Consider the following 24,634-nt stretch of genomic DNA (forward strand, 5'->3'; position numbering starts at 1 on the left):
TTTACATTTGATAAATGTTACGTACTACAGCGTTGATAATACCAACTAACGGGTAGAAGAATAATGTTTCTTCCAAATTGTCATCTGCACCATCTTGTGCTATCTCACTCTTCTTGATTGCTAGACCATTCTCAAGATATGTTCTAATATCTCTATAACATAAGTCCTTGACTTTATTCATAATAGAACGATCTACATCGAAATTGTCATAGAATGAGAATTTCTTATCAAGTTTGAAGGTAAATTCTATATATTCCTTAATTACGTCTACAACAGAATCCAAATCCGCTTCTGTCACATCATTATAAGTCATGTGTACATCTGCAAATTTCTCATTATCTGTACCAATAAGGATTGTTTTCATGTCTTTAATTTCCCCATAATCCTGAGATTGGAATGGAGTTAAAATGATACCTCCCTTACAAGTAGACTCTTTTGAATTTGCAGGACGGATAATATCTAGTCCATCTATTGAATAAGACTGAGCATAGATTTCCTCAAATATGATTTTAGTAAGTCTTACTAGCGTTGCGTCATTGGTGCTCAAAATGTTAAGCACTTTTGAACCATTACCACTGAAAGTCATATGACGAGGCATATCAAAGCCTTTAGCTTTCATCAATTTTGCAATATGATATACTATTGCTACATAGAACAATATTACAACATATTTACCTCTGTTATCATCTGCAAGCATCTTTGCAAAATTGATTTCCACCTTTTCCTTTTTGATCTCTTTATTGGATGCCAATGAGAACAAGAACGCAATAACATCAGTTGATACACGTTTATCAAGTACAGACTTCAATACGGCCTTTAGGCCTCTTAAATTGTTGGTCTCTAACTGATTCGTGATTATATCTTTATACTTATTTACGAAACCGTTTGAATCAGAATCGTATGAGTATCCGTCTCCAAAAATCGTATTAGCTGCAAAACGGAAAGATGTTAGGTATTTTGGTTCGCCCTTGTCAACTATCAAAACATCTGTAGTACCACCACCTATATCGACAGATACAACAGTAGAGGTTGCACCTTTCTTGGCTTTATGATAATAATATGGCGCAACAGATTCTGACGCTGCAATAATATTTGAAATAGGAGCACCAAATAAAGTTGCAAAAGTATTTTCCCATTCAGCTTTAAATTTATTAAAGCGGTTCTGTGTCATACTTGCAGGATAGAACCATACGATTTCTGTTTTACTTAAATCTCCATTATTAAGAAGTACCTTTGTTCTTAGCATCAACAAAATACTTTCAATATATTTTGAAGCTCTCTTTTTATCTTCAGTATTTGTTGACCATTTCAAGTCTGTATGTAATACATTGTACGGCAATGACAAACTCTTTTCATAAGTATAAGGGATGTTAACATTTGCCATTGCTAAAACAGCCTTATCCCAGTTTGTATTGTTACTCTCAGATATAACCGTACGCATTGGATATCCATACAAACTCTCTCCGCCAATTGTTGCCGGAATAAAGTCTGAGTTGAACACATCATTGATCATATAGTCATCTGTGATGTGCAACTTTTGAATCTGCATATCCTTCTCTGTAATATCAAAAGGATTAGAAGAAGTTGAACCATCAACACTATATTCAATATGCGTATTTGTTGTACCGAAATCTATAGCAAAACGGAATTTGTGACTTCCATTGCGAGCTGTAAATTTAGGTATAATAACACCATGAATACCACTCTCATTATCATTAGATAAGGTTATATACTGATATTCAGACTCTAGTGCATAAGTAATGTAGTCAATGTAACTCGTATCAAATCTTGAATTGTCTGCATTCCTATTTCTTCTAACTACACCTTCAACAGACACTTCTTTGTTTGAGTAATCATAGAATGATAACGAATATGCACTGTCTGGATTATCTACTGAATCACGATCTAAGAATGCAACTTTGTAGTATGGTTTGACACCATCTGCATACTTAATGCTAGGATACAATCCAAGAGTAAACTCTTTCTCAATAATGGCACCCTTGTTGGCGGTTGCCTCAGCCTTACCATCTTTATAATAGATTCGTTCATACTGGATATATCCGCCATCTTTTATCGGGATGCGTAATACTACCTTTACAGCCTCACCATTCAAACGAACAACTTCAATACGATTTTTTCCACATACTTTTTCCGTAAGATCTTTGGTTGTGAAGTAGTTAAAGTATGTTCTCTTTAACGGAAGTATGTAGCTGAACTTTGAATCTGGATTTTCATCATTTCCATTAAAGAAAGCCTCTGAATTAAACTTATAAGGAACCTTAACGATTGTATCTTCTAAGAAGTCTCCAACTGTAACATATGGATACTTTGAACCATCATCCGGTAAAGTGCGGTCATCAATAGGTCTTGCGTCGTAATATGGAACGTACGTATTCTTATCCCATTTGGCGACAACATAATGTGTGGGCTCTGTATACATTTCTACTGGCAAAGCAAGAGGCACATTGCCATTTCTAAGCGAATCTGATACTTTCATCTCAAATCCACTCGAAATATTTGTTACTGTGCGTTTCCTGCGAAGTTTCTCATCAAGTACCATAACATACTGTTGAGCTGTAGGAACAACAGGTATATCATCATAATTGCCTCGATAATATGTTTCGTCAACAATATTCTGACGCAATTCATTTCGTTGCTCATCAGTCAGCATTCTGAAACATTTCTCAAGATATAAATCAACCTCGGGGAACACTCTTGCAAAATCTTTTCTGCTCTTCTTTAGTCCCCACCAATATTTTATATACTCAAAATCCCTTTTGTAAAGAGGTTTATACTCCGTGTCAAATGGGCAATCATTACCGAACTTTATTTTCTTTCCAACATATTGCAAATCATTCGCAGAAGTAAAGAAAATGGTTGCAGGAGAAGTAGCACCAATGATATTCATTACGCCTGGTGCCGACGGGTCTATATAATTAAGCAGATATATACAATCCATCTGATCAAAATTGTACTCATCACAATCCTGTTCTAGATATGTTTTGTAAGTTTTACCCAAACGAGTGTGCTCTTCGTAATCAGAATCAGAAAGCTCTGCCAAACAATTCTTCTTATCCCACACGATGATTTCTATCTTATCACGATACTTCTCTATATTGAAGAAAATTTGGCCAACATCTAGACAGTCAGATACTAGTTTATGGTATGCTGTCTTGCCTTCAAGCGAACCTTCCGCAACAATCTTAAAAGCGCGCTTCACCAAATCCATTCTAGAGAAAGGAGAAGGAATTGATGTAATTTCATGCTTATCATTTGCACCTATAGGATCTGCGATAGAGTCAATCGCTTTAGTTCCTATCTTTACGGAAGTGTCCCAATTGCCGATTGTGTCGGCAGCTCCTTTATGTAGTCTTAAAACCTTAGCCATATCACTTAAAACTTATATTTCTTACCAACTAACAATTTTGTAACATTGTAAAATAACTCCGTGAACTTATGTGGGAGTGTAAAGTTCTTGGATAGTGATGAGTGCTCTTCATTAAGAGCCGCATCAAATAAATCATATCCTGACTTATTGAATGCCCATAAAGCTTTAATAGATCCAGGTTTTACACCATCTACAATTGAATACAAGTCAGAAGATTTTACAGAAAGTTTAAATGGCTTAAATGCTCTATCATTATCAGACATCTCTTCTAGCCACTCAATGTAAGAGTTTACGAATTTCTGAATATTATTAATGAAAGAGGATTTTAAGAACGCATCATCAAACTTATTATCTCTTGCCCATTGAAGAGAGGTTGCGCCTCTCAAGTGCTCATTCACATACTTAGCAAATAACACAAACTGTGTCATAGGTGTACACAGATAGTCCCTCGTTGATTGAGTGAGATTGCTGAAAAGAACTTCTTGAACATCCTTTTCAATACCAAACTCCCTAAAATCAGGATTCGGAGCATAAATTTTACCGTTCGAGTTCTCTTCGCAAACAAGTATTGGATCATCATTCTGAATACTTGCAAAGTCTACAATAGACATTGCTGCTGCTAATTCAACAATATGAGCGTTGTTACGTTGCTCTGTTCCTCCTTCTTCATTCTCATATTGTTTAGTTCTTTCATCTCCAATATAATAAAGGACATTCACAGATGATTCGTCGCCATTCACATTGCGCTCATAATATTGTAATGCAGCCTTAGTTTTCCCTATAAAGGTAGATGAGTTAATTGTGCTTTCCTCATCTGTTTTAACCGCAAAATAAGGCAGCACGGTAATAGCGCCTATTGGAGCATGTTGTATTGCATCGTTATTAGACACCTTCGCATCTAATCCTCTGAGATTTTTCAGTAGTAAAGGGAATCCACTTGCCCCTGTTCCGCCGAAGATCGAACTAATGATAAAAATTCTATCTCCAGGCTTGAAGGCATCTGCAAAATCTATAAAATCTTGAGAATCTGTGAACTGATTGAGTACGACGCTTCCTATATTAGGATTTCCTTTGAATCCAACTTCCATATCAGACTCTAGATTTGCTTCAGAGAATAACATAGATGCTAATGCTCTATTCTCCTTAGACATAGTGCTGAATTCAATAAATTCCCTAAACTTCTTATTTTTAGTATCCTTTAAGGCAAGTCTATGATCATTCACAACATTTTCAATAGGGACCTCAAAGAATCTATTTTTTGTAGCATCATTAAATGCTAATTGGCTACGAATTGCTACATATGCCTTGATTTGCTCAATTGTTCTTGTAACATCTGCATTTGCAAAATCTGGGTCTACAATGATTGGAACAATTGCACTGGCATCAATCTTTACGCCTGAGGCGGCAAGCATAACCAATGATTTAATGACACGAGAGCCTGTGCCACCTATACCGAATATATATAATTTTCCGTTCATACTAAACATTAATTAAAAAGTTACAAAAAAGGCACATGCTTTGCGCTTGAACTCCACCATTTCAACATAAAACTTAAAAGAACGAAGGCAATCATTGCAACGAACATATTTGCAATACCAAATCCCCAACAATTAGACTCGCCAATGAGTATAGAAATAATATTACCATCAGCGTCCCTCTGATACATTAAGGTATCATGAATGTATCCATTTACATATTTAGACATCACAATGCCATAGCCAACAAACAAGGCTATTACAGCATTAATGCCCAACGTAATCAACCAGCTCCACCACTTGCAAAGTCTCGGATGATTAATAATGTAATAGAAAACCACTACTAGAACAAGTGAACCAACTAATGTGATTAATCCCACCAAGTTATAGATATTTGGATTAGTGTAGGCCTCTGTTCCGGGATCATATCCCCACAAATAATAACTTAAATCTTGTCCATAAAAAGACTGAAACCAACAATAAATCTGTCCGAGTAAGTTTTCCATATTATTTAATATTAATTGTTATACTTCCATATTGTCCATCAGATGCATACGCATCATATACGCCGCCAAGTAGATAACTCAAACCATATGTTTTTTCCATTGCACCTGGTGCGTTGATATCCAATCCGCTCTCATCAGTACAGTCATTAATCCATTGGGGCAAGGTGTTTTTAAGTGATATTTTAACAGTTCCCTTGCTCAATACAGGTTGCAACAAGTTAAGTTTGATTGTGTGTGTATATAAATCTTGTCTAGGACCTGAATATTTGGTAATTTCAAGCCCATATGCTTTATTTGAAACCACATAATTGTCTGGGTTCATCAAATACTCATCAGGAAGTAGAATATTAGAGAAATTAACGGATATTCCAACCTGAAAACGACTATTGCCACCTCTGCCGTCTGTTTTAGCGTTTTTAATCGCATATTGTTCAGATTTGGCTATTTCATATTTACCATTACCTGGCTGAGGTAATGAGATATTGTACAGTATAGCCGTTAAAGGTCTAGAAATCATAAAAATATTCTGCACCCCTTTGCCTTTTATTTGATTTAGTTCCACTTTTTTGAGAATAGTATTGAGGAAACTTTTATCGCCCATCAACCACATAAAGAAAGGTCGGTCATTATTAATAGGCTGTCTATCATCGAATTTATTGTAATATATGCCATTAAACTGAGATGTTAAACGCATAACCACAATGGAAAAATTAGGATTCTTAGCCAGTTTCTCTACGATATGATTCTTTATGCCTATCTGTTGTGCTACAATATACTCATCAGCATTATCTTTGGCCTTATATTTTTTCCCTGGCGAGAAAATGCAATCTGAGACAAAAATAGAGACTTCATCATCGTCTGTTTGAGATATAATTGTATCAAGAATATTAGACATGTCAGACGTACCTCTTTTACCGCCTTTCATTTTAAAATCAGCAGGCTCCAAGGCCTCTATAAACTCTCTGATATCTGGTTTTTGCTGTAAGACTTCACTATTTATGTAATTCAGAACCAATATATTCTTGGTTGCTAATGAGTCTATTCGAGTTCCTAAATCTGCATGCTGTACATCAGATAAGTAACTATAAACAGCATTTTCAAAGTCTGTTGCGCCCTTAACATAGCCATCCATACTACCAGAATTTTCAACAAATACTTTGATTTTTGGTGCTGGTAATTTCACTTCAGTCTGTGAACTTTCATTTCCCAACTTTTGGTTAGGTCCAGTGGGAGGACCTCCACAACTAGCTAAACTTAGGGTACAAGCCGCAGATAAAATCAAGCGCTTCATATTTTAATTTTTTGATTCGTTTATTTGTAATAGTTCCACGAAAGAACTATAATCGTAATGTAAGACCTTGATTAAAAATGTAATGCAAAATAAATAACTGATATTTTCATAACATTTTTAATCACAGTCTGCTGATTTATAAAAAATACAAACCATACAAACATCCATCTTTTATCTTTATAAAATAACAAAAATTTCATAATCCGTTGAATATAAATTTATTTGGTGTCATCATTTAATTCTTTGAAGAGGAAAAAATAATCGCCTGTTTCTACCTTTCTTTGAACATTTTTTAGTAATTTTGCAAACGAGTCATAGTTCTTTCGTGGAACTACTCCAATAATGACCTAATAAGTCCTTGATTGGCATCATCTATCACCGAGTTTTCCAACATTGTTAGATAAATCTGCGTTGTCTGTTCAGAGGTGTGTCCCATACCAGCACTGATGACAGAAATAGGTACATTGTGGTTTCTTGCAGCAGTGGCCCAACTGTGGCGTGAGGTGTATGATGTCAATTTGCAACCAGCAGGCAACATCTTTGATAATCGTCTCAATTGTCTATTATGGTTGTTGATTGCGACTTGATATTCTTCGTATGCTGGTTTTGTTTCCGTTGAGGTCAATATTGGGAAAACATAAGGAGATAATGCCGATGAGTATCGGTCAATTATTCGTTGTATACTTGGCTCTATCCTTACACTCAACAATTGTCCTGTCTTTCGGCGGGCATAGCATATCACTCCGTTTTGGATATTCTCTCTTTTCAGATAGGCAATATCTACGAATGCCATTCCACGGGTACAATAACTGAAAATGAATATATCCCTTGCAAGGGCGAGTGGCGTTCCTTCTGCCAAATTGAGTTTATACAACTGTGATATTACTGATTCCGATACAGCACGCTTGCGAGTACGATCAATGCCCGTATAAACCTCTGTAAATGGGTGTGATTGTTCAACGAGTTTTTGTCTAACTGCTTTATTGTAAACAGCACGCATTATACGCATATAAAATGAAATAGAGTTCCGTACCATTCCTCGTTGTACGAGAAAGGCATTATAGTCTGCAATAACTTGTTCCGTCATTGCCGAAAATGGCAGATTGACTCCGCCAAGAAACTTGACGAAGTTCTTCATCGTTTTCTCATAGTTCAGAGCCGTCCCCAAGCGGTTTGCATTACGCATCAATCGTATTTGATTCTGCATAAAGTCTAAGACTAGTACATGACATTCCGGAGACTTAAAGCGTTTTACAATATCGCCAACAGAATAAGTTACTCCGCTATTATTCAAATCTTTGACAATTCGTTTCAATAGCGCAATATCACTATCTATACGATTCTGAATAATGTTCTTGTCAGCAACACTTACAACAACCTGTTCACCTATTGTATCCCATTCGTCAGGCTGCAATCGGATATTAGTTGTTATCTGTTGTGTTGCTCTACGATGAGTCACTTGATAATATATAGTTCCTGCACGCTCCACGACTGATGAGGGGCGTAGTTTTACTTTAATTGTTGCCATAAGCGTGATAAATAATTTGAAATGATACAATAAGAGCCTTCACTCAATTGCCTAAGGGAAAGCTCTTTAAATAACGGCTACGGGATATACAGCAATTGAAACTCTCTTTTTACTGTAATTCTAATATGTGCCACCTCTTTAATTCCTCGATTTAAGGTTACCCTTTGGCTGCCCTTGCTTCATCTTTATGAACTTGGCTTTGCTCTCCTGTTCCTTTGCAGCTTGCTCTTTTAGCCTTGCCTGTTCGGCAAGCGTGGCTTGTCTCCGGACAGCATCCTCGTATGCCTCCACGTCCTCGCGCATCTGTTCAATTCCGGCCTCGTCACGGTTCAGTTCAAAGAGATTTTCAAGTTCCCCGATCTGCCCGGGCGAAGCTTCGCCTTTCATCTTGATATAGCGGTATTTCAAGTCATTGTCTGAGCAGTCGTAGTCAAGCTGCTTCCCGAGACAGAAAGCCACAGATACAACTATCGAGTACGTTACCAGTATGATCAGGGTCCAGAATATATAAGGTGTATCTATGCTGATGCTGTGTCTGTGACAGACAACATCGGGTTCTTCCATCCTGTTTCTGACGGAAGTGGAAAGCGATTCCATCTTCTCCGATATATGCAGGATGGTGTCTTTCTCTGTTTGGGCGAACCGTTCCAGGAACTCGTTCTGATTCTTGTGGTACGCCTGCTGTTCGCTTTTCAATACAGACAGGGTTTCCATGAACTTGTCCGGCATGGAGTTTCTTTTCTGTAGATTGGCTGTATCGCCCTTGATCATGACAAGAGCCTCCAGCACACGTTTGAAGCCTGTCTTTAAGGCATTCAGTTCCTGTATGACCTCTTTGTCCGCTTCGGCATCACCGCCCGCCGATTGAGGCATGGACAGCCCGTTTATCTTGTTTTCGATTCTCTCCAGGCATCCGTAGATGCTTTCCATAAACTCTTCCTGTTTCATAAATTCATTGATTTTAACGTTTTACACTTTAATGATTGATTGTTTGGGGCAGACTTATAATCCAAGCCCTTTCCGTTTTTTTTTCTTCTTGCGCTTGCGCAGCAGTTCGTCATACGGGATCTGTTCTTCCGGAACAGACTCGCCAAAAGAAGAAAACAACCCCAGTCCGTTGCTTTCAATAAATGCCATATTGGATGGTTCCTGTTCCTTCCGGTTGCGGTTTGACGGAGCTTGATTTTGCTTTTTAACCTCTAAATCCACTCCGGTATCCGGACTGTTTCCGCCCAGAATGGCATTCAGTTTTGCAAAGCTGAACTCCCTGCTGATTTGCGAGCCTTTGAAGGTCAGGCCGTCTTTGGTAAGGCGTATGCCTTGAATGTCACCGGCGGATTTCATTTTGCCGCCTCTTCCGACAAATTCCAGTTTTATACCCTGCAAGGCCAGACCGACCACAAGTTCTTTCCATGTCCTGGCGCGTTTCAACGCTTGCTTCACGGCATGATAAATCTCGTATTTAATGCGTTCCGAATCATGCAGTTTCGTTACATTGGTTTTGCCTTTATCCTCCGCATAGGTCAGTCCGTACTTGTCTTTAAGTCTTTTGGTGGCAATCTCATTACGCTTGTAATCGCCCTGTGAGGAGATTACTTTACCATCATAACCGATGCGGTTATAGACCAGATGGCAATGCGGATTGTCGGTATGGTGATGCCTTACCAGTATGAACTGGGTGTTCCTGATGCCCATCAGATCCATGTATTCCATCGCTATCTTAGCCATGAATTCATTGCTCAATACCGGCTTGTCTTCCGGTTTGAAGCTTAACGCGATGTGTCCGACGGGCTGTTTTATCTTCGGATTAAGCAGGCACTGGCAGTTGAAACTGTCCGCTATTTCACGGTTATTGCCCAGCAATACGCCATCGGAACCGATTATCTCGGCATTGTCCTTTCCCATCACGTAGCGGATGCAACCGCCAAAGGATTTGCCTTTCTTGATTTTGCCTATCATGTATTTCTCCTTTCCACTTTTTTATATTCGTTCATGATCACTTTCAGCTTTTCGAGCAGTTCCATGACGGCATTCCTTGTCCGGTAGAATCCTGTCTGGTGGGACAGCCTGGCAAGCTGGTTCAGATTGTTCGCCATTCCCACAAGATTGCGTATGACGGCTGCTTCCTCCGTCGAATGCCTGGCCACAATCCTTGCTTCGAATGCGGCTTCCCGGATGAACTCCGCCAATGTGCGGTTCGCCTGTCTGCTGCGGTGCAGCAACCGCTCGTAATCAATCCTGGAGAACTTTACCGTCACGGATTTGGAAAGCTTGCGGATACCACTTGCTTTCGGTCTGCCTCTGGGTCTGGTTTTATCCTTGACACTCATATTACTTGGTTTACTGTGATTGGTCATTTTACTGTGATGATATGTCCTGCAATCTGCGACCGTTGGGAGCGGATTGCCTCCGCGACTCCGGGAGTGGAGCGAGGTTTTCGGGATGCCCGAAAGATAACCTCGCTAACTCCCGAAACTGATGTTCCGTCCGTTGACCGCCTCTGGCGGGTTCTGAATGCTGGAATGCCATCATTCCATGATGCGGATGGATTTTGCACCGGGTGTCTTTTACAGTTTGCGCCACCGATCGAAGTCTTCCGAATAGATTTCAAGATGCTGCCAGGCGATATTTTCCAGCAGTCCTGAAACGCTCATCCTCCGGCTTCCGAGCTTGCGGACATACTCGTCCAGCCTGTCCCTTACCTCGCAGCTCACGAATACGGGCTTGCGGTCTTCTATTCTGGGAACCTGTAGGAATGTGCTGCGGTACTCTTCCAGTGACAGCCTGCGTTGCCTGCCACTAATCCGGCACTTGGATGCAGGAGCGGAACCGTCTTTCTCTGCCGGCTCCTGGATCCCGGATTGTTCCGTGACTGTTGGCAGGATTTCATTCCCGGCATGCTCAGTAACCTCTCCTGCACTTTCAGGGTTTTCACACTCAGGAAGGAGCTGTGACATTTCCATACCTGTCATAGCTTCCCACCGCTCTTTGTCAAAGCTTTTTCTTGTAGCCATAATCTTTGAATTTTAATAAGTCAATACAGTGGTCTTGGTATGTACCTTGACCGGTTATCGGCAGCAAAGAAAGTATGTATAGTGCACTGTGTCAAGCAAATGGAGTGAGTGTGACAATTATGACCGGTTCTGCATTATATGCACCGGACAAACGGTGGCGACTGCTGTGATTTGCCACACCCGCACGGGCGTCCATGGAATCTGGCAATGATTTCATGGCAGTATGGAGACTGAATCCAACGGACACTTTACCGGATATAGGATAACCCGTTGCAATCGTACCGGTATACTTGCTACAGTCAGTTCAGGCAGTAATAATCACATGGCGGCTTTGCTCAGTCGGGTCATACTGTCCACCGGCCATGCAACATGATGACAGATGATGAAACAGACCGTCAGCCGTCTGCAAATCCATTGCAGTGTGATTATTACTGCTTTAATTTGTACCGGGAACAGGAAATTGCTGCAGCCATGCCACTTGTTCCCTCCTGTCAGATGTATCGGATAAGGCAGTAAGCCGGCTTTGCCTTGGCGGTACAAGATGGAAACAGTATCAAATGGAAATAAACAATGAGATTATGGAAATAGTAAGTTTTGAAAAAAGAACCTTTGAGGAGATAGCTGCCAAGTTGGATTACTTCGTGCAGCGGATGGATGACCTCTGCCGACAGCACGGGGAGAAGAAGGCAGAACGATGGATGGACAGTCATGACGTCTGCCGGAAACTGCGTATCAGCCCGAGGACATTGCAGACCCTCCGTGACAACGGCACACTCGCCTTTACCAAGATTGGCAACCGCACCTACTACCGTCTGGAAGACGTGGAACGGGTCATTGTGGATGTGGAAGAGAGACGGAAAGAGGCGAAATGGAAAGGCAAAAGCATTTAGCAGTTGAAGTATCAATTAAAGACAAACCGTATGAGTAGTGAAATCAGAGAAAAAGACCATGAGTGGGTATGTAAATTCCACTCGAATTTCGACCGGCTTCTGGCTTCGTTCGAAAAGTTGTTCAGCCAACGCCGACCTCCCGTATATGGCGATGAGCTGCTGACTGACAAGGAGGTGTCGCACCTGCTTAAAGTGAGCCGCAGGACATTGCAGGATTACCGAAGCAACGGCATACTGCCCTATATTCAGGTGGGCGGCAAGATTCTGTACAGGGCTTCAGACATAGAGCGTACCCTGATGGACGGCTATAGGGAGGCATACCGTTCAAGGAAATGAAAATCCATCCCGTTCCTTCTGCCTGTGGCCGCATGAAAAAAGGGACACCCGGAGGTCGGTTCTTCTTCTTCCTTCCTCCGGATGCCCCTTGCTGTTTCTTTCAGGTGTCGGGCTTATTTCGTACCGGTGGTCCTTACACTTACCCCTTTCGGTATCGGGTTGTCAAGTATTATCCGGTAGCATAGTCTGCCGTCCACATTCACCGGCTCTTTCGCCACCATGAAACCGGCGCATTTCTCGACCTTTGCCACATCGAGTATCATGCCGGCGATGAAGCTGTTGGAGAAGCGGGCGCAACGCGGGTCGTTCCAGATCGTGAAGCCGTTCTCGTCATCCGAGACGAACATGTACCAGTCCTTGGGCCTGTCTTCGTCCCTGGCGATACACAGCCTGTTTCCTGCGTGCAGGCTCAGTTCCCTGCTCAGTATCCTGCTCAGGTACATGCTGCCGTCACGGCATACCGTGATGATCCGTTTGCCTTTGTAGGTCAGTGCCGGATGGGAATTGCTCTTGTCATAAACTGTCAGTTTCATAATCATCAATATTTTATTGTTATACCTTGTTGTCCTTTATTCTTGTCATGCCGCCTCTCCGGCCATGATCAGTCTTCTTCTGGCGATGAACTTCCTGTTTGCCCGGACGGATTCCATCATCGCCTGCGCCCTGCGTGTCACCACCGAGGTCTTCTCGCCCATGTGCCTGGCTATGGTGCGGAATGAGCTTCCGGTCTCGTAGAACCGCAGCATGAATATCCTGTAATCCTCATAGGAGAAATGCCGCCTGAGGAACTTCTGTATGTCCCTTACCAGCCTGTCGCATCCGGTCAGCATCTCTTCCCGTTCCTCTGTCTCTTCCGCGCAGTCCGTCTCACCCAGTCTTGCGAAATACTCGTCTCCGGGGCTGTCGTAACGGCTTTCATCCCTTGCGCCCGACTGCAGGATTCTCCTATAGCATCCGAAGAAATAGGACTCCGGATCTTCTATCCCGACACTTGAGAACATTATCTGCTTCCTGACAGCCAGATATGCGTCATGGAACGCGTCTTCGTCGATTTTTCCATAGATGGAGAGTCTCTCCTTCAATCTCGCGTATGAACGGTTAAACCATCCGTTGAATTCTTTCACGTCTTTTGTTGCCATATCCTTTTGCTTTTATCTGTTAGACATCCGGCCCGTAGTACGGGCACTCTTGTTTCTTTGAATGCCTTACAGCCGTTCTCCCACCGGAAAAGCGTCAAGGCTCGGCAAGAAAAAATACCGGAGCGCAAAGCGCGAGGATGATTTTTTCCCCGCCGACCCGCAGGGCCCGGCCTTGCGCTCCGGTGGGGAACGGCTACCTTTGCTTCAAAGAAATGAGTGTGTCCTTTTCTGCTTTTTACCGCCTGCAATTATCCTCTTGCTGTGAAAAGGAATGTCTGACGGTGACACATGCCGTCCGGTTTGCGGTCTGTTTCTGTTTTTTTGTTTCCTTCGCTTGCGGAACGCTTTTACGGACACCAGAGCCCCTTTCCGGTATCATCTGTCCGCCGTTCCAGCTATAGAAAAAAACAAATGTCAAACTTAAAATTTAAGAATTATGGAAGTAGTGGTCATAGACAAGGCGACTTTCGAGAGGATGCTTTCGGGATTCGAGATTTTCGCGGAAAAGGTGGAACGGCTCTGCCGGGAACAGGAAGACTTGGGAGAAAAGGAGTGGCTTGACAGCAATGACGTGTGCAGGCTGCTCTGCATCAGTCCGAGAACCTTGCAGACGATGCGGGAGAACGGAACGCTGGCTTACACCAAAATAAGCCACAAGGTGTATTACAGACCGGAGGACGTGAAGGCCGTCTTTCCCGTGGCTGAAATGAAGCGGTGTATAACAGCCGGCAAGGAAAGAAAATGCAATGTGACCAACAAGCCAACCAACAAACCAATCAACCAACAAACCAACAAACAGATATCTGATTTATGAATGACAATGGCAATATCCGGCTGCTGACACCGGAAAACGACATGCGCGTGAGAGCCTTCCTCTCGTCGCTGGAAGAACTATCGGAAAAGGTGGAGAAAATACGTGAAAACAACAAGCCGTCTCTGGACGGGGAACGCTATTATACCGACAAGGAACTAGCCGTCAGACTGAAGGTCAGCCGCAGGAGCCTTCAGGATTACCGCAACAACGGTATACTGCCCTATATCCAGATAGGCGGCAGGATCCTGTACAGGGCTTCCGACATTGAACGTACGTTGATGGACGGGTACAAGGAGGCGTACCGCTTGAAACGGGATATATGATGGACTGACCGGTAAAGTTGCTCTTATTCGTAAATTCTATACTCAAAGAGTCGTTTTACGGATTAAAGGCAACTTTCATGGTAACTTCAATAAAAAGTAGGGAGAAAAGCGTAAAAAAGTAGGGAGAAAACGGCAGTTTGGTGGGGAGAAAAACGTATCTTTGCGTTCAAAGTGAAAATGTATGCAGACCGAACTCGAAAAACTTGTATCTCTGTACAGAGAATTGGGAATAGACAGGCAGATAGATTATGACAAATTCTATCTCTATTCCCTCATTACCCACTCTACGGCCATTGAAGGCTCCACCATTACCGAACTTGAGAATCAAATCATGTTCGATCAGGGAATCAGTCTGAAAGGAAAGAGCATCGTGGAACAGCACATGAATCTCGACCTGAAAGACGCATACGAGCATGCCATAAGGCTGGCAGATGCCCATACCGACATAACCGTTGATTTGCTGAAAAGCCTCTCTGCCCTTGTCTTGAAAAACACGGGGCAGGAGTACAAGACCGTATTGGGGGATTTCTCATCGGCACGGGGTGATTTGCGCCTATTGAATGTCACGGCCGGACCCGGTGGAAAATCGTACATGAACTACAGCAAGGTCCCGGCTAAACTGTCGGAATTTTGTACCCGGCTGAACAGGGAACGTGAAAATCATGCCGCCAAGAGCATGACACAGTTATATGAAATCAGTTTTGATGCCCACTATGACTTGGTGACAATACACCCTTGGGCAGACGGGAACGGCAGGATGGCCCGCCTGCTGATGAACATGCTGCAATTCGAGTTCGGACTGATACCGACAAAAATCCTCAAGGAGGACAAGGAAGAATATATCAAGGCACTGGTGGAAACCCGCGAGAACGAGGATTTGAATGTTTTCAGGGAATTTATGACAGCTACCATGATTAAAAATCTCACCCGTGACATAGAGGTTTACCGTAAATCCATTGATGATACTCCCATAAGTGGGGAGAAACCACAAAAAAGTAGGGAGAAGAAAGTGAAAAGTAGGGAGAAAATCATGACTCTGCTTTCACAGGACAACACGTTGAGTGCAGCAACTCTCGCAGAACGGATAGGCATAACAGCCAAAGCGGTGGAAAAACAGATTGCCGCATTGAAAGCGGACGGGGTGCTCCGACGAATCGGACCGGACAAGGGCGGATATTGGCAGGTGGTCGAAAAAAAGGATTGATTTTTTGGAGGGAGCGCAGTTTGCCGCCTGCCTTTTTCATTGTGTTTCAAAAAAACGCCCTCCTATAGAAAATCAGAACAGCATACGGACCGGTAGTTTCCTACTGTCTGTATGCTGTTTCTTTTTTTGTTGTATCGACTTTTCCGTCAGTCGCTTGTTTCCGCTGCCGTCAGCCTTCCTTGTACAGACGTGAAAGGGGAAAGGTTTTCGGGCTGAATACGCTTTGCCTGCAAAGGAAGATTCTGCCCGAAACGGCACGGCCGCTCGACCTTTTCACTTTCAATGAAGTCTGTACTAACTTCATGAACGGCGAGGAAGCAGGCGGCTGCGAAATTGTCATTGGCTGTCAGAGCCGGAATGTGTGCGGCTTTGGCTTCTCTTTTCCATCAGTCTGTCCATTTCCCTTGAAATTTTTTCTTCCGTTATCCTGGCATACCCTTGTGTGGTGGAAATGTTCGAGTGTCCCATCATCTTGGCTATGCTCTCGATGGATACGCTCTCTGAAATGAGCAGGACCCCGAACCCGTGCCGGGCCTGATGGTACGAAAGGTCATCGTGCCTGCCCAGGATCACGCCGATTTCCCGTATCTCGTGCCAGATGGAATCCCGGCTCGGCAACGGGAACACGGGACTGTGTATGTCGGTGGTATTGTACAGGGACAGTATCTGCTCGGCTATCGGGTGCAGGGGGATGAACGCTTCCACCCCGGTCTTCTTCCGGTTGATGCGGATGAACCGCCGACCCTCCGCCGTCGTCCCGATATGGCACGGATGGAGCTGCTTGATGTCGGCATAGGCAAGCCCGGTGAAATAGGAGAAGATGAATGCACGCCTGCCCAGTTCCGCACGTCCTTCATTCAGGGGCATGGCCAGTATCCTTTTCATCTCTTCACGGGTGACATACTTGTGCTTGGGTGCGGTTTTCTTCTCATATTCGACATTCTCCACCGGATTGGTGCGCAGGATCTCGTTGTCCACGGCAAGATACAAGAGGCGGTTCAGCCAGCAGAGGCAGCGGTTGGTCTGCGAGGTGCTGAAATTCTTGTTCCTGATAAGGAATGCCTTGTAGTTCCTGCCGAAGTCTTCCGTTATTTCTTCAAAGGCGATGTCCTTCTTCCCCAGTGAAACAAGGTAGTCCGTCAGGTACTTCTGGAAATACTGTGATTGCCGGTAGGTGGAAGTGGAATTGATCTCCCTGCTACGTATTCTGAGACGTTCACGCTCTATCTCGCCCATCCGGAGCAGATGTGTCGGAACGACGAACTGCCTTGTCACCCGATTCTTGATAATCTCCGCACTGACGACACCCTGTGTCCTCAGAATTTCCTCGTAAGTCTGTTCGATATACTTCCGGTACTCCTGCAGTCTGGCGTTTTCCCTTACCGTGCGTATGGTCCCGGTTCGGGCGTTCCAGTCTTCCGGCTTGCAGCATATCCCGGTGGTGATGGCGGTGTTCCTGCCGTCTATGGTGATGCGGCACATGACCGCCGTGGTTCCGTCAGCCTTTATCTTGCCGCGGTTGATATAGAACAGTATGGAAAAGGTACTTCTCATGATTCTCATTGTTTATGGGTTATAGAACAAGTTTCAAATCTCCGGTAGCCTCGATAAGCCTGTCCATGTCCTCGAAGAGCTTTTTCGGGGTGACGCGGGCATAGACCTGGGTCGTCTGTATGTTGCTATGCCCCAGCATGCTGCTGATGGTCTCTATCGGAACGCCCGCTTCAAGGGTGACGAGCGAGGCGAACGAGTGGCGTCCGACATGGTAGCACAGGTTCTCCTTTATCCCTGCCAGTACGGCCAGCGCCTTCATGTGGTTTCTCATGCTCGGATAGTGGATCATCGGGAACAGCGTGTCCCTGCTGTCATCATGATATTTCTCTATCAGGGCGACGGCTTCCGGCAGCAGCTTCACGCTTGCGCGGAGCTCGTTCTTTTTACGGCGGTATTTCAGCCATAGCTTGCCGTCCTCGCCGGTGTACAGGTTTTCCCGGGTGACGGTCACGGCATCGCTGTAGGCGACCCCGGTATAGCAGGCGAAGAGGAACAGGTCCCTTGCCAGACGGTGGGTCGTGCGGTGCGGGGCTATCTCCACGTCACGGATTTTCTCGAAGCTTTCACGGCACAGTGCCTTGGGAGTCTTGACGGTCTGTTTCGGGAGGACGTAGTGCTGGAACATGAACCGCTCGGAGTGTCCTTCCTGATAAGCCCTTTTGCACGTTTTCTTGAGAATTGCTAGGTAATGCCGTACAGTGTCCACGGCATACCCTTTCTCGTCAAGGATGAAATTCTCATAGTCGTGGATGAACTGTTCCGTAAGTTGCCCGAAGGCCAGGTCTTTCGTCTTGAATTTGGTTTCAATGAACTCGCGCATGGTACGGCAGGTAAAGTCGTATGCCGGATAGGTACCTTTTGCCCGGTCTATCCCGATACGGCTCTTCACCTCATCCCTGAGGGCATCCAGCATTTTCATCAGGGTCATCTGCGTTTTCATGCTGCCCTGGAAGGCATCCTTGACGGAAGCGGCATCAAAATCCCCCTTGCGCTCCAGAAGGGAATCGAAGGCGGCATTGATGTCAAGCAGCAGCTTGTCGATTTTCGCATTTGTCTCCACCGCCTCCCTGCTCTTGCCGTTCAGCCGGCTTTCACGGGGATTCCACAGCCCGGGAGTGCAGGAGAGCTTGCAGCTGAACTGCGCCATCGTCCGGTTCACGGTGATGCGTCCCATTATCGGAGCTTTGCCCGACTTGTCCAGTCCGCTCTTTTTGAGGTAGAGCAAAACCTTGAATTTTTCTACTTTCATACGCTTATAACTTTAGTTGCAAAATTACCTGTTTTATAAGCGTTCTTCGGCATGCAAAACAATGACAATCAGTGTAATATATCGGCGTTTTTAATTATCCGATTTGCTTCGCGTTACCTCGTTTCCTTTCGGTAACTGACCTGCTAACGGTTTGGTAACTGAACATCTTCAATAATCTCCACTTTCCTGCTTTTTTTATAAGTGGAAGAATATAGAAAAATGGTTAGTTTCCAGCGGATTACGTTATCCTTTCTTCTCGTTTCCGGTGCTCTGTTTGCCTATCTTATTCCATACCGGGAGGCACAGCTTCGCGACGCTGACCCTTGCCGCCACGAATGACATAGCTACGGTAAGCCGACTGCTTGGGCACACCTCTGTCGCAACGACACAGATTTATGCGGAGGTGCTGATGGAAGACAAGATAGCCGCCGTAAATAAACTGAATGGCATATTTTAAATTCGATAAGACCCTTTTATGAAACGAATCTCCGATAATTTCCTTACGATGCTTTTGCCGCTTACAGTAGTAGCCGCAATCGCATTCAGTCTGGTTGCCGCCGTCGCTTTCCGCATGGGAGCGGCCACGGCAGGATTTGTGTTTGCCACCCTGTCCATTATCGGATGGATAGGACTGATTGCCGAATTTTTCTTTTTGTATGACATCATCATAGACAAGTGGCTCTCCAAAGACCGCTCCGTCCTGACAGCCTCATGGTTCGTGCTTTCGCTGTTGCTCGCTTTCATCTTTACACCGGACAAGCGCATGGACTGGAGCACGTGCATCGTCATGGTCTCGCTCTTCGCCGTGCTTTTCCTTTTGCCCTGCATCATCGGGATGGCATACGGCAAACAGATAAAATCATGGATGCTGCAACGGTGGAACAGCCTTGTTCCAAAGAAACAACAACACACGGACGAAGCAGGAGAAAAGCAAATCGAAGCCTTGCTTTCAGCATCCACGCCACCTTCCATGATGAAGCAGGAGGATGAAATCAGGCACTACGACAGCCTTGTCTCAAAGGTGCAGCCGGAACTTATAAGGAAACTGCCCGAAACATTGCAGACCAACGATGCTCTGTTCCTGTTGGTGCTGTTCCGGGAAGACGGTTATCTTGGCACGGACTTCCGGCCGCTGATGAAAAAGGAGGATGACGAAATCAACCAAACGCTCTATGCCTATATCGCCAGTGCCCTTTGCGCCGCCCTCAAAATCAGGAAAGGCAAATGGATCATCTTCGAGAAGTTCTGGCCGCTCAACAATGGCGCACAACTGGCAAGCAACTTCAAGACCGCCTACAGGGACAACCCGTCCGAACACCAGCGGCATATCGCCAAACTGCTGCGCAAGGCGACCCGCCTTCGTCCGAAGCTCGACACCTACGACCTCGAAGAGTTCAAGAAGGTCTGACCTCCACTTTCTATATATAATCATTATACAATTCTCTTCCTTGTTCCCGTCACCGTAACCCGATGGCGGGATTTTTTATGTCCGTCCGCGAACTGGCCTGTTTCTTTCCGCACTTATAAGTTACCATGTGCGGATTATCCGGGATTATAGAGGGTTTATAGTTCCCTTATACTTCGTTTCCACCCCGTTTATAGTTGCATTTATAATTCGCAAAGTTCTCTGTTTGTGTCGTTTATATTGATTGTTTCGAGAAAAATCCGCCATACATTTGCACTGTCGCCACGACAAAGGCGAAGCAGATTATTCACTAAAATATACGCACATGACAGAGCAAAGAAAACTTTTAAGCACTAAGGAGGCGGCCGAGTATTGCGGCTTCAAGCTCTCCTATTTCCGCAAGCTGATGATGCGCCGGGCTATCCCGATGTACAAGCCGACAGGCAAACTGTGCTTCTTCAAGAAGGAGGATCTGGACGCTTTCCTTACGGGTGTCCGTATCTCCTCACAGGAGGAAATCGCGGAGGAAGCCGGACGCTATCTGGCAGGACGGAAGTAAGCAACCTTTTTATTCACATCAAAAAAAATGTAGTATGGAACAGAACAGGAACATGGAACAGGGCGGCACAGCCGCAGCCGTTCTGACAGAGAAGAAAAACGAGAACCGTAAACGTGAGGTGAGCGGCAAGGACGCACAAATCATCCGCACATTCTTGGAGAGCGTAGGCATCTACGAGGCGGACGCCCTGCGCGTGAGCATCGCCATCGCCGACGGCAAGGTGTCGGCAGACAACATTTCAGCGGATGACCGCCTCGCGCTCAACCGCTATCTCAACAGCAGTACGGACAACGACCGCCTGACGGCAGACAACGCGCAGGGACATCGGCTGAACCGTGCATTCGGGTTGCTGGAACGTGTGGCGGAGTTCTGCGACAAGCAGCAACTGGTGACGGTAAACAGGGCATTGCTCTCCATTGCGGTAAACGCAGAGGACATCAACCGTGCCGTGTCAAGCCTTGACAAACGTCCGGCATCCGTACAACCGACACAGGCAAACACAGGAAACAACGGAGCTGGCAAGTAACCGTATGCAAAAGGCGGAAAGGAATTTGACCTGCGTTCATACAGCCTCTTTTTTTCTTCCCTTTTTTCGGGATAAGACAATTTGGCGTTTGGTATCAATGGCTATTGCTTTTTCATCCGACACACGATTACGGGAAGATGAAGCCGTGCCGGGAACAACAAGAAAACAAATTGGTATTTCCATACCGGTTCCTGCACGGTTTCATTCTTTTCAAAAGACAGAAATATCACACTTATAAAGACAAAGTTTTATGGACAAGGAAACATACAGATTCATGTACCCGGCAGGTATCGCATCGCTGTCATTAGTTTTTTCTCAGAAGGCATTGCAATGGCTGTACGGGACAACGAGGGATGATGACGGCAGGGAAACAGGCAACTTCATATTGTTTGGCGACCTGCTGGCGAGAATGGCATTTACAGCCGGAGAGGGCAAGGGATTCAGAAGACCGCTTACGCTTTCCGCAGGACAGGCGCAGTATTCCGAGGAACAGCTTTCCGCGCAATGGAACATGGGCAGGAAGCGCATACGCAACCTGCTGGACGCACTCACGGACATGGGGCTTATCGACACCCACCGTTCAAGGGTGGCATCCGTGATGACCTTCCCGTGCGTCCGTGAATGGAGAACATCTGACGGAGGTTGCATAACCAATCCATTTACCCATGAACAGAGGGAAGAGTAATAGCCGAATGACAGCCGGGAAAACAGCCGAGCCAATACTGACAGGGCTAAAACCGCCTTTCCTGTTGTTCCTCAGTCCGGCAACAAGCGGCATCCGTCCCGTGCAGGAAGTGGCAGACGCACGGGTGGAGTGGCATGGAGCGATAGCGTTGAGTTACGAGATATGCCGAGGTATTACCGCCTTCGGACGGTATTACCACGACGCTCTCGCAACTTCCCGAAAGGTCGTTGTCCCAGCCGCTCGCAGGCTCGCACCTTCCCTTTTTTAGACACAGTTTCACGATTATTTTATATATGGAACACGAAGATATTTTAATACAGGAGAATCAGGAATCCGGGCAGGAAAAGCCCGTTATAAGGCGTGACAAGGTGGTAGTCACCAAGGTCACGGAGCAGGAACTTTCACAGATTAAAAGCACCGCCGGGCAGTGCGGCATGACACGCAGTGACTTCATCCGGGCAAGGGCACTCAATTACAGATCCAGACAGCGGCTTTCGGTTGCGGAGGTGGACGGTCTGCGGCAGCTTGCGGCGTGCAGGACGGACATGGTGAACTTCGCCAACGCCCTGCACGGGCTGAACGATGACGAGAAAGTACGTCTTTTCCACCATCAGCCCACCATGCTTGAATGGTACGAGAAAGTGGCGCGGGTGACAGACCACGTTACCGACTTCCTGCAGTCCGCGCAGAAGGCGAACAGTTACCCGGCAGGGACAACGGACGAAGATAGTAAGGAGGATGCCGTATGATAGCCAAGGCAAAATCCATCAGTCACGGCATTCGGGCGACGCTGTACGTGTCGGGAGAGTCGAGAAACAAGAAACACCCCGAAAAGATAACGCGCATCTGCGACAACTTCATGCCGCAGGGCATGGACGCTTCGGGCATCTGGACGGAAATGAAGTTCGCCACGATGGACCGCCCCGACATCAAGAACAATGTCATACGCTTGGAGATAAGCCCGGCAATGGAACATACCGAAGATTTCACGGTCAAGGACTGGCAGCAGCTATGGAACGACTTCGCGGCGGCTTTCGACAATCAGGAAATCCTGAATGAGGACGGCGAGGTCATTTCCGTGCCGACCAATATATCGGGCAGCAAGTCCAGCGTGTGGCTGCACAGGGAATCCGACAGCGGCATACCTCACCTCCATGCCGTCGTGTGCAGGATTGACGAGAACGGGAACATCAACAACGACCATGCCATCCACATCCGCGCACATCGGGCGGCGGAACAGGTTGCCCTGCAAAGGGGCTGGATAACAGCCAAACACATACACGAAAGCCGTATTCCGCAAGTCAGCGAGGACTGCATGGAGGCTTTGCGTGAACTGGACGCGTGGTCTTGGGAGGGCTACGCGGAGAAACTTGCCGCCAAAGGCTACAAACTGCATCTGCGCAAGGATGAAGAGAAGGTGATACGGGGATATGTGCTTCACAAGGGCAGTTCAAGGTTCAAGGGTTCGGAACTTGGAAAGGGACGCAACCTGACCGCATCCCGTATCGAGCGGACTTGGGAAAAGCTGCATCCTGAACAGACCAAACAGGAAAGCCCGACACCGAAGCAGCCTGTTGTAACGACAGTGAAGCCGCCTGTTCATAATGAAGCCGGACAAAAGACACAGACCAATGCCGGACGGAATAATCCGATTTACGAGGACTACACCGCATGGCAGCCCGACCGCCTACGCACTGAGTTTGAACATAACGGAAAGAACTACGACCGCTATATCCCCGGAAAGGTGCTTGACTGTCTGAATGACGAGTTCGACCACCGGGAAGTGGCCAACTGGCAGCCTTTGCAGAATCTGGCTATTGCCTTTTTTACGCTGGTCGCTTCTCCTTACGGGGAGGTCACCGGCGGTGGTGGAGGCGGCTCGCAGTCCGACCTCAAATGGGGGCGCGACCCGGAAGAGGACGAGATAGAGTTCATGCGTCGTTGTGCGCTGGAGGCTTCGCACAGGCTCGGCCTGCAAAAGAAATCAGGAATGAAACGTAAATGACAAACCTAAAAAAATCAGTGACAATGAGACAACCCGATACATCAGCCCTGCGGGAGCGGCTTAACAATTATACACCCGGACAGGAACTGAGCGAGGATAAGCAGGAACTTGAAGGACTGCTTCAAGAAGTGAGCGACCAAATCCTTGCCATACGCAACTTGCTCAAGGAAATCAATACGGTAAAGGAAGAACTGGAAAAGGTAAACCAATGCTCTGTCAGTCACATCAAGGCGGAAGAAGCACGGCGGCAAAGACTTGAGCAGCGGAATGACGCGCTTGCCGACGAGTTCCGCAGGCTCAAGCCGGAGATTGCGGAGGCATACAGACTGTTGAACAAGCTCATTGAAGGAATCGGTGCATACGCAGGTACAATGATAAATCTCCATGACCTGCTTAAGACTTCATTTCCGATAAGGCTTACGAAAGACGACATACAGGCATTGCTGGATGAAATCAATGCCATTGCCGACAATGCCATATCATGTATCCGCAGGGAGCGTGAAAAGGCGGACAAGGACATCCGCCGTAACGAGAACCGCATATCCATGACACAGGTGACATTCTGGTGCATGATTGCATTGTTGCTGAACCTTGCATCATTCTTTGCCGTCATCGTATTCGCCAACGTGAAACTGCTCCATTCCGGGACGCTGACCGGAATGATTGCCATATTCTCTGTATTGATTACCGCCACCCTCGTTGTTGTCGCCCTTATCTTTTACAAGTACTCACATTAAACAATA

At 45.6% G+C, this 24,634-nt stretch carries 27 protein-coding genes; 14 read left to right on the forward strand and 13 right to left on the reverse strand.

The genetic code is table 11. The features are described from left to right. Window position 1: 1 nt before the first annotated feature. The 9 genes from ACYIA1_RS01555 to ACYIA1_RS01595 form a co-directional block, all read right to left on the reverse strand. Window positions 2-3,388, reverse strand: a complete 3,387-nt coding sequence (locus ACYIA1_RS01555) for a hypothetical protein (protein ID WP_480334164.1) — start codon at window positions 3,386-3,388, stop codon at window positions 2-4. 5 nt (window positions 3,389-3,393) lie between these two features. Next, a complete protein-coding gene (locus ACYIA1_RS01560) occupies window positions 3,394-4,866 on the reverse strand; it encodes a hypothetical protein (protein ID WP_008764249.1) in 1,473 nt (490 codons plus the stop codon). 20 nt (window positions 4,867-4,886) lie between these two features. Then, window positions 4,887-5,369 carry a hypothetical protein gene (locus ACYIA1_RS01565; RefSeq protein WP_008764250.1) on the reverse strand — a complete coding sequence of 161 codons (483 nt, stop codon included), beginning with the start codon at window positions 5,367-5,369 and terminating at the stop codon, window positions 4,887-4,889. 1 nt (window position 5,370) lies between these two features. Then, on the reverse strand, window positions 5,371-6,660 hold the full coding sequence (locus ACYIA1_RS01570) for a hypothetical protein (protein ID WP_008764251.1): 1,290 nt from the start codon (window positions 6,658-6,660) through the stop codon (window positions 5,371-5,373). Window positions 6,661-6,991: 331 nt separating this feature from the next. Then, complete coding sequence (locus ACYIA1_RS01575; RefSeq protein WP_008764253.1) at window positions 6,992-8,188, reverse strand: site-specific integrase; 1,197 nt, start codon at window positions 8,186-8,188, stop codon at window positions 6,992-6,994. Window positions 8,189-8,326: 138 nt separating this feature from the next. After that, window positions 8,327-9,136, reverse strand: coding sequence for a hypothetical protein (locus ACYIA1_RS01580; protein ID WP_008764254.1), 810 nt, complete (start codon window positions 9,134-9,136; stop codon window positions 8,327-8,329). A gap of 54 nt (window positions 9,137-9,190) precedes the next feature. Continuing rightward, window positions 9,191-10,147, reverse strand: coding sequence for a relaxase/mobilization nuclease domain-containing protein (locus ACYIA1_RS01585; protein ID WP_005651905.1), 957 nt, complete (start codon window positions 10,145-10,147; stop codon window positions 9,191-9,193). Next, window positions 10,144-10,518, reverse strand: coding sequence for a plasmid mobilization protein (locus ACYIA1_RS01590; RefSeq protein ID WP_008764255.1), 375 nt, complete (start codon window positions 10,516-10,518; stop codon window positions 10,144-10,146). The genes ACYIA1_RS01585 and ACYIA1_RS01590 overlap by 4 nt, the downstream gene beginning before the upstream one ends. 237 nt (window positions 10,519-10,755) lie before the next feature. After that, the gene (locus ACYIA1_RS01595; protein WP_008764256.1) at window positions 10,756-11,202 is read right to left on the reverse strand and encodes a DUF3408 domain-containing protein; all 447 of its coding nucleotides are present in this window, start codon (window positions 11,200-11,202) and stop codon (window positions 10,756-10,758) included. A 578-nt stretch (window positions 11,203-11,780) separates the two neighbouring features. Between ACYIA1_RS01595 and ACYIA1_RS01600 the strand changes: the two genes are divergently transcribed. Together ACYIA1_RS01600 and ACYIA1_RS01605 are read left to right on the forward strand one after the other, a co-directional pair. Continuing rightward, window positions 11,781-12,092 (forward strand): helix-turn-helix domain-containing protein, encoded by a 312-nt coding sequence (locus tag ACYIA1_RS01600; protein WP_008764257.1) that lies wholly within the window; start codon window positions 11,781-11,783, stop codon window positions 12,090-12,092. Between the two features lie 30 nt (window positions 12,093-12,122). Next, on the forward strand, window positions 12,123-12,428 hold the full coding sequence (locus ACYIA1_RS01605; protein WP_005651898.1) for a helix-turn-helix domain-containing protein: 306 nt from the start codon (window positions 12,123-12,125) through the stop codon (window positions 12,426-12,428). A 113-nt stretch (window positions 12,429-12,541) separates the two neighbouring features. Here the strand turns inward: ACYIA1_RS01605 and ACYIA1_RS01610 are convergent, their stop codons facing one another. Together ACYIA1_RS01610 and ACYIA1_RS01615 are read right to left on the reverse strand one after the other, a co-directional pair. Beyond that, a complete protein-coding gene (locus tag ACYIA1_RS01610; RefSeq protein ID WP_008764259.1) occupies window positions 12,542-12,961 on the reverse strand; it encodes a hypothetical protein in 420 nt (139 codons plus the stop codon). Window positions 12,962-13,006: 45 nt separating this feature from the next. Next, a complete protein-coding gene (locus ACYIA1_RS01615) occupies window positions 13,007-13,567 on the reverse strand; it encodes a hypothetical protein (RefSeq protein ID WP_008764260.1) in 561 nt (186 codons plus the stop codon). A gap of 436 nt (window positions 13,568-14,003) precedes the next feature. Between ACYIA1_RS01615 and ACYIA1_RS01620 the strand changes: the two genes are divergently transcribed. From ACYIA1_RS01620 to ACYIA1_RS01630, 3 genes are all read left to right on the forward strand, one after another. After that, window positions 14,004-14,381: a helix-turn-helix domain-containing protein gene (locus ACYIA1_RS01620; protein ID WP_008764261.1), complete on the forward strand. Its 378-nt coding sequence runs from the start codon at window positions 14,004-14,006 to the stop codon at window positions 14,379-14,381. Next, on the forward strand, window positions 14,378-14,704 hold the full coding sequence (locus ACYIA1_RS01625) for a helix-turn-helix domain-containing protein (protein ID WP_008764262.1): 327 nt from the start codon (window positions 14,378-14,380) through the stop codon (window positions 14,702-14,704). The genes ACYIA1_RS01620 and ACYIA1_RS01625 overlap by 4 nt, the downstream gene beginning before the upstream one ends. Window positions 14,705-14,885: 181 nt before the next feature. Further along, on the forward strand, window positions 14,886-15,908 hold the full coding sequence (locus ACYIA1_RS01630; protein WP_008764263.1) for a Fic family protein: 1,023 nt from the start codon (window positions 14,886-14,888) through the stop codon (window positions 15,906-15,908). 336 nt (window positions 15,909-16,244) lie between these two features. Here ACYIA1_RS01630 and ACYIA1_RS01635 read toward each other — a convergent pair whose 3' ends face one another. Together ACYIA1_RS01635 and ACYIA1_RS01640 are read right to left on the reverse strand one after the other, a co-directional pair. Then, complete coding sequence (locus ACYIA1_RS01635) at window positions 16,245-17,462, reverse strand: site-specific integrase (protein ID WP_008764264.1); 1,218 nt, start codon at window positions 17,460-17,462, stop codon at window positions 16,245-16,247. Window positions 17,463-17,481: 19 nt separating this feature from the next. Then, window positions 17,482-18,711: a site-specific integrase gene (locus ACYIA1_RS01640; RefSeq protein ID WP_008764265.1), complete on the reverse strand. Its 1,230-nt coding sequence runs from the start codon at window positions 18,709-18,711 to the stop codon at window positions 17,482-17,484. A 211-nt stretch (window positions 18,712-18,922) separates the two neighbouring features. On the opposite strand from ACYIA1_RS01640, the gene ACYIA1_RS01645 reads away from it, so the two are divergent. From ACYIA1_RS01645 to ACYIA1_RS01685, 9 genes are all read left to right on the forward strand, one after another. Then, a complete protein-coding gene (locus ACYIA1_RS01645; protein WP_480336308.1) occupies window positions 18,923-19,168 on the forward strand; it encodes a tyrosine-type recombinase/integrase in 246 nt (81 codons plus the stop codon). A gap of 18 nt (window positions 19,169-19,186) precedes the next feature. Beyond that, window positions 19,187-20,119: a hypothetical protein gene (locus ACYIA1_RS01650; protein ID WP_195207749.1), complete on the forward strand. Its 933-nt coding sequence runs from the start codon at window positions 19,187-19,189 to the stop codon at window positions 20,117-20,119. Between the two features lie 322 nt (window positions 20,120-20,441). Then, window positions 20,442-20,675: an excisionase family DNA-binding protein gene (locus ACYIA1_RS01655; RefSeq protein ID WP_195207748.1), complete on the forward strand. Its 234-nt coding sequence runs from the start codon at window positions 20,442-20,444 to the stop codon at window positions 20,673-20,675. Continuing rightward, window positions 20,608-21,201, forward strand: coding sequence for a hypothetical protein (locus tag ACYIA1_RS01660; protein WP_317194846.1), 594 nt, complete (start codon window positions 20,608-20,610; stop codon window positions 21,199-21,201). The genes ACYIA1_RS01655 and ACYIA1_RS01660 overlap by 68 nt, the downstream gene beginning before the upstream one ends. Window positions 21,202-21,526: 325 nt before the next feature. Further along, window positions 21,527-21,886, forward strand: a complete 360-nt coding sequence (locus tag ACYIA1_RS01665; protein ID WP_230328009.1) for a hypothetical protein — start codon at window positions 21,527-21,529, stop codon at window positions 21,884-21,886. Continuing rightward, window positions 21,867-22,154 carry a hypothetical protein gene (locus ACYIA1_RS01670; RefSeq protein ID WP_195207745.1) on the forward strand — a complete coding sequence of 96 codons (288 nt, stop codon included), beginning with the start codon at window positions 21,867-21,869 and terminating at the stop codon, window positions 22,152-22,154. Before ACYIA1_RS01665 ends, ACYIA1_RS01670 begins: the two co-directional genes overlap by 20 nt. 25 nt (window positions 22,155-22,179) lie before the next feature. Then, window positions 22,180-22,635 carry a plasmid mobilization protein gene (locus tag ACYIA1_RS01675; protein WP_347142680.1) on the forward strand — a complete coding sequence of 152 codons (456 nt, stop codon included), beginning with the start codon at window positions 22,180-22,182 and terminating at the stop codon, window positions 22,633-22,635. After that, window positions 22,632-23,891 (forward strand): relaxase, encoded by a 1,260-nt coding sequence (locus tag ACYIA1_RS01680; RefSeq protein ID WP_195207743.1) that lies wholly within the window; start codon window positions 22,632-22,634, stop codon window positions 23,889-23,891. Before ACYIA1_RS01675 ends, ACYIA1_RS01680 begins: the two co-directional genes overlap by 4 nt. Window positions 23,892-23,914: 23 nt before the next feature. Continuing rightward, window positions 23,915-24,628, forward strand: coding sequence for a hypothetical protein (locus ACYIA1_RS01685; protein WP_480334175.1), 714 nt, complete (start codon window positions 23,915-23,917; stop codon window positions 24,626-24,628). Window positions 24,629-24,634: the final 6 nt, after the last annotated feature.

Source organism: Parabacteroides sp. KHUB-02, assembly GCF_056640955.1.

What these genes read in the sequence shown, in the direction of transcription:
- ACYIA1_RS01555 (WP_480334164.1), bottom strand. Translation starts at nt 3,388, where the DNA reads ATGGCTAAGGTTTTAAGACTACATAAAGGAGCTGCCGACACAATCGGC.
- ACYIA1_RS01560 (WP_008764249.1), bottom strand. Translation starts at nt 4,866, where the DNA reads ATGAACGGAAAATTATATATATTCGGTATAGGTGGCACAGGCTCTCGT.
- ACYIA1_RS01565 (WP_008764250.1), bottom strand. Translation starts at nt 5,369, where the DNA reads ATGGAAAACTTACTCGGACAGATTTATTGTTGGTTTCAGTCTTTTTAT.
- ACYIA1_RS01570 (WP_008764251.1), bottom strand. Translation starts at nt 6,660, where the DNA reads ATGAAGCGCTTGATTTTATCTGCGGCTTGTACCCTAAGTTTAGCTAGT.
- ACYIA1_RS01575 (WP_008764253.1), bottom strand. Translation starts at nt 8,188, where the DNA reads ATGGCAACAATTAAAGTAAAACTACGCCCCTCATCAGTCGTGGAGCGT.
- ACYIA1_RS01580 (WP_008764254.1), bottom strand. Translation starts at nt 9,136, where the DNA reads ATGAAACAGGAAGAGTTTATGGAAAGCATCTACGGATGCCTGGAGAGA.
- ACYIA1_RS01585 (WP_005651905.1), bottom strand. Translation starts at nt 10,147, where the DNA reads ATGATAGGCAAAATCAAGAAAGGCAAATCCTTTGGCGGTTGCATCCGC.
- ACYIA1_RS01590 (WP_008764255.1), bottom strand. Translation starts at nt 10,518, where the DNA reads ATGAGTGTCAAGGATAAAACCAGACCCAGAGGCAGACCGAAAGCAAGT.
- ACYIA1_RS01595 (WP_008764256.1), bottom strand. Translation starts at nt 11,202, where the DNA reads ATGGCTACAAGAAAAAGCTTTGACAAAGAGCGGTGGGAAGCTATGACA.
- ACYIA1_RS01600 (WP_008764257.1), top strand. Translation starts at nt 11,781, where the DNA reads ATGGAAATAGTAAGTTTTGAAAAAAGAACCTTTGAGGAGATAGCTGCC.
- ACYIA1_RS01605 (WP_005651898.1), top strand. Translation starts at nt 12,123, where the DNA reads ATGAGTAGTGAAATCAGAGAAAAAGACCATGAGTGGGTATGTAAATTC.
- ACYIA1_RS01610 (WP_008764259.1), bottom strand. Translation starts at nt 12,961, where the DNA reads ATGAAACTGACAGTTTATGACAAGAGCAATTCCCATCCGGCACTGACC.
- ACYIA1_RS01615 (WP_008764260.1), bottom strand. Translation starts at nt 13,567, where the DNA reads ATGGCAACAAAAGACGTGAAAGAATTCAACGGATGGTTTAACCGTTCA.
- ACYIA1_RS01620 (WP_008764261.1), top strand. Translation starts at nt 14,004, where the DNA reads ATGGAAGTAGTGGTCATAGACAAGGCGACTTTCGAGAGGATGCTTTCG.
- ACYIA1_RS01625 (WP_008764262.1), top strand. Translation starts at nt 14,378, where the DNA reads ATGAATGACAATGGCAATATCCGGCTGCTGACACCGGAAAACGACATG.
- ACYIA1_RS01630 (WP_008764263.1), top strand. Translation starts at nt 14,886, where the DNA reads ATGCAGACCGAACTCGAAAAACTTGTATCTCTGTACAGAGAATTGGGA.
- ACYIA1_RS01635 (WP_008764264.1), bottom strand. Translation starts at nt 17,462, where the DNA reads ATGAGAAGTACCTTTTCCATACTGTTCTATATCAACCGCGGCAAGATA.
- ACYIA1_RS01640 (WP_008764265.1), bottom strand. Translation starts at nt 18,711, where the DNA reads ATGAAAGTAGAAAAATTCAAGGTTTTGCTCTACCTCAAAAAGAGCGGA.
- ACYIA1_RS01650 (WP_195207749.1), top strand. Translation starts at nt 19,187, where the DNA reads ATGAAACGAATCTCCGATAATTTCCTTACGATGCTTTTGCCGCTTACA.
- ACYIA1_RS01655 (WP_195207748.1), top strand. Translation starts at nt 20,442, where the DNA reads ATGACAGAGCAAAGAAAACTTTTAAGCACTAAGGAGGCGGCCGAGTAT.
- ACYIA1_RS01670 (WP_195207745.1), top strand. Translation starts at nt 21,867, where the DNA reads ATGAACAGAGGGAAGAGTAATAGCCGAATGACAGCCGGGAAAACAGCC.
- ACYIA1_RS01675 (WP_347142680.1), top strand. Translation starts at nt 22,180, where the DNA reads ATGGAACACGAAGATATTTTAATACAGGAGAATCAGGAATCCGGGCAG.
- ACYIA1_RS01680 (WP_195207743.1), top strand. Translation starts at nt 22,632, where the DNA reads ATGATAGCCAAGGCAAAATCCATCAGTCACGGCATTCGGGCGACGCTG.
- ACYIA1_RS01685 (WP_480334175.1), top strand. Translation starts at nt 23,915, where the DNA reads ATGAGACAACCCGATACATCAGCCCTGCGGGAGCGGCTTAACAATTAT.